This window comes from Pseudochrobactrum sp. AO18b (genome assembly GCF_000409565.1).
Classification (GTDB): Bacteria; Pseudomonadota; Alphaproteobacteria; order Rhizobiales; family Rhizobiaceae; genus Pseudochrobactrum; species Pseudochrobactrum saccharolyticum.
In genome coordinates this window covers 1-3280 of record NZ_ANNO01000235.1, presented here as the reverse complement: position 1 = coordinate 3280, position 3280 = coordinate 1, and the positions used below count along the sequence as shown (strand labels likewise).

General features: G+C 56.1%; 3 protein-coding genes. All 3 read right to left on the bottom strand.

Annotation, left to right across the window (positions count from 1 at the left end):
- Positions 1–15 precede the first annotated feature (15 nt).
- Positions 16–1413 (bottom strand): dihydrolipoyl dehydrogenase, encoded by a 1398-nt coding sequence (gene lpdA / locus A918_RS0109660; RefSeq protein WP_022710865.1) that lies wholly within the window; start codon positions 1411–1413, stop codon positions 16–18.
- A 1-nt stretch (position 1414) separates the two neighbouring features.
- Positions 1415–2647, bottom strand: a complete 1233-nt coding sequence (locus A918_RS0109655; RefSeq protein ID WP_022710864.1) for a dihydrolipoamide acetyltransferase family protein — start codon at positions 2645–2647, stop codon at positions 1415–1417.
- Positions 2648–3280, bottom strand: a 633-nt coding sequence (locus tag A918_RS0109650; protein WP_022710863.1) for an alpha-ketoacid dehydrogenase subunit beta, incomplete at its 5' end; no start/stop codon positions are given. It abuts the gene before it with no gap.

Sequence of the window (3280 nt, the reverse complement as noted above, 5' to 3'; positions counted from 1 at the left end):
CCCCCCGCCATAGTTTTAACTATGCAGATTGCGGCCAAGTGCTGTGAAAGCAGCCTCCTGAAAAGCTTCGCCGCGTGTCGGATGCGCATGAATGGTCTGCGCCACATCTTCCAGCACAGTACCCATTTCCAATGCCAGCGCGAAACCATTGACCAGCTCGGACACGTCATGGCCGACACCCTGTATGCCCAGCACCAGATGATTATCCGCCCGAGCGACAACACGGACAAAACCCGTTTCATCCTGCTGGGTCATAGCGCGGCCATTGGCCATAAACGGAAAACTGCCGGTGACAATTTCATAGCCCTGTAATTTCGCCTGATCCGGCAACAGGCCGACGCTCACCACCTCAGGGTCAGTGAAACAAACAGACGGTATCACAGGCTCATCCAGCGCCGCTTTATGTCCGGCCAGATGTTCCGCCAGCATCGCTCCCTGTGCCATTGCCCGATGTGCCAGCATCGGTTCGCCGGTCACATCACCGATTGCCCAGACATTGAGCATCGAGGTCGCGCAATATTTATCAATGCGGATGAAAGCGCCATTCATCGCCAGATCAAGACTTTCCAGCCCGAACCCGCTGATATTTGGTCGCCGACCGACGGCCACCAGAAATTTGTCAGCTTCCACCACCACCGGCGCACTGTTGCCGTGCTGGTGCACCAGCAATGAGCCGCCATCTGCGCTTAATCCCCGTGCTTCACTGCGCGTCATCACGGTAACGCCCAGAGTTGTCAGCCGTTTGCGCACCGGCGTGGTCAGCTCCGCATCCCAGAGCGGTAAAATACGATCCGCTGCTTCAATAATCGTCACCTGCGAGCCGAGTTTGGCAAAAGCCGTACTCAGTTCCATGCCGATATAACCGGCACCGATCACCGCTAAGCGTTTCGGCACCTGCTCCAGCACCAGAGCATCGGTTGAGGAAATAACATTGCCACCGAAAGGCAAAGCGCCGATCTGCATCGGCAAAGAACCGGTTGCCAGAACCAGATGTTTGGTGCGGATACGGGTTGTACCGGCCTTGCCATGAACCACGACAGTTTTACCGTCAATGATCTCTGCAGTGCCTTTCAGCACTGTGACCTTGTGCTTTTTCAACAGGCCTTCAACACCGCCTGTCAAACGCCGCACAATAGCACCTTTCCAGCTGAGTGTTTTGCCCCAATCCAACGACACATCTCCAACGCGCAAGCCCAGCGCCGAACCGGATTGCTGAGTAAGTGCATGATGATAGGCATCAGCCGCATGGATCAGTGCTTTGGAAGGGATACAGCCGATATTCAGGCAGGTGCCGCCCAGTTGTTCCTTCTCAACCAGTATCACCGGCAGTCCAAGTTGTCCGGCACGGATGGCAGCGACATAACCGGCAGGTCCACCACCGATAATCAGCACATGTGTTGCAATATCTTCCATCTCACACCTCAATGAAAAGTGTTGCGGGAACTTCAAGCAATTGCCTGATGCGGCGGATAAAAGCGGCGGCCTCATAACCATCGACCATCCGGTGATCGAAAGAGGATGACAGGTTCATCATTTTGCGCGGCACAAACTGGTTCTCCTGCCATTGAGGACGTATCGCGATGCGGTTCACACCGATAATCGCCACTTCCGGCTGGTTGATCACCGGCGTTGTCACCAGCCCGCCGAGGTCACCGAGACTGGTGACGGTTATGGTGGAACCGGAGAGTTCTTCGCGTTTCGCCACGCCTTCCCGTGCAGCACCGGCAAGCCGTGTGATTTCTGCGGCCATTGCCCAGAGATCCATCGCTTCTGCATGATGCAGCACCGGCACCATCAAACCGGATGGCGTTTGTGTTGCCATGCCGATATGCGCTGCCTGATGACGGGTCAGTACCTGCGCTTCCTCATCATAAAGCGCATTCATCTGCGGAAAATCACGCAATGCCACAACCAGCGCACGGAGAATAAATGGTAATACCGTCAGTTTACCGCGCCGCTCCGCAAGGCTTGCATTCAACGTGCTGCGCAGAATTTCCAGATCGGTCACATCCACCTCTTCCACATAGGAAAAATGTGCGACCTCGCGGGAGGACTTCGCCATACGCTCCGCAATCTTGCGGCGCAGACCAGTGATTTTAATCTGCTCTGTGCCATCACGGCGTTGATAGGCCGAACTATGCGCACTGCCGCCGCTAGCCGTAAAATGATCGAGATCATCACGGGTGATGCGCCCCGCAGGCCCGCTACCCTGCACCTGCGTAAGATCAACGCCCAGCTCCCGCGCCAGCGCCCGAACGGCAGGTGATGCAAGCGGCTTGTCATGCGCTATCGTGCTTGATGGTTGTACAGCCGAAAAAACAGGTTTTTCGGGCATTGTTGGTTTTACAGGAGCTGGCGGCGCAGCCTGAACGGGCGGAGGTGGCGGGACATCATCCGCCCCTGCCCCTTCCACTTCAATCTCAACCAGCATCGCACCAACTGCCATCACCGTTCCGGCTTCCGCACCGATCTGCAGGACTGTTCCCGCCACAGGTGACGGTACCTCCACCGTTGCCTTATCGGTCATGACAGCAGCCAGCAACTGATCCTCTGCGATGACATCACCGGTTTTGACATGCCATTCGACAATTTCAGCCTCGGCAACACCTTCGCCGATATCCGGCATTTTAATGATCTTTTTCACCATTTATGCCTCCATCACTTGCATGAGCGCCCGACCGACCCGTTCCGGCCCCGGAAAATAATCCCATTCATGAGCATGAGGATAAGGCGTGTCCCAGCCGGTCACACGCAGGATCGGCGCTTCCAACTGATAGAAACAACGCTCCTGTACTTCCGCCGCCAGTTGGGTACCGAAACCGGACAATCGCGTCGCTTCATGAACGATCACGCAGCGTCCGGTCTTGGCGACCGAGGCCGTAATCGTCTCGATATCCAGCGGCACCAGTGAGCGCAGATCAATCACCTCAGCATCAATGCCGGTCTCGGTGACAGCCGCTTCCGCCACATGCACCATAGTGCCATAGGCCAGCACTGTAACTGCGGAGCCTTTGCGCCGGATGGCTGCCTTGCCGATCGGCACCGAATAATAACCCTCCGGTGTTTCACTCAATACATGTTTTGACCACGGTACGACCGGCTGATCGTAGTGACCGTTGAACGGCCCGTTATAAAGCCGTTTCGGCTCCAGAAAGATCACCGGATCATCATTCTCGATGGCCGAGATCAGCAAGCCCTTGGCATCATAAGGATTGGACGGGATAATGGTCTGTAACCCCGCCACATGGGTAAACAGTGCCTCAGGGCTCTGGCTATGGGT

Coding starts and splice junctions, on each gene's coding strand:
- lpdA (WP_022710865.1), bottom strand. CDS start 1,413: ATGGAAGATATTGCAACACATGTGCTGATTATCGGTGGTGGACCTGCC.
- A918_RS0109655 (WP_022710864.1), bottom strand. CDS start 2,647: ATGGTGAAAAAGATCATTAAAATGCCGGATATCGGCGAAGGTGTTGCC.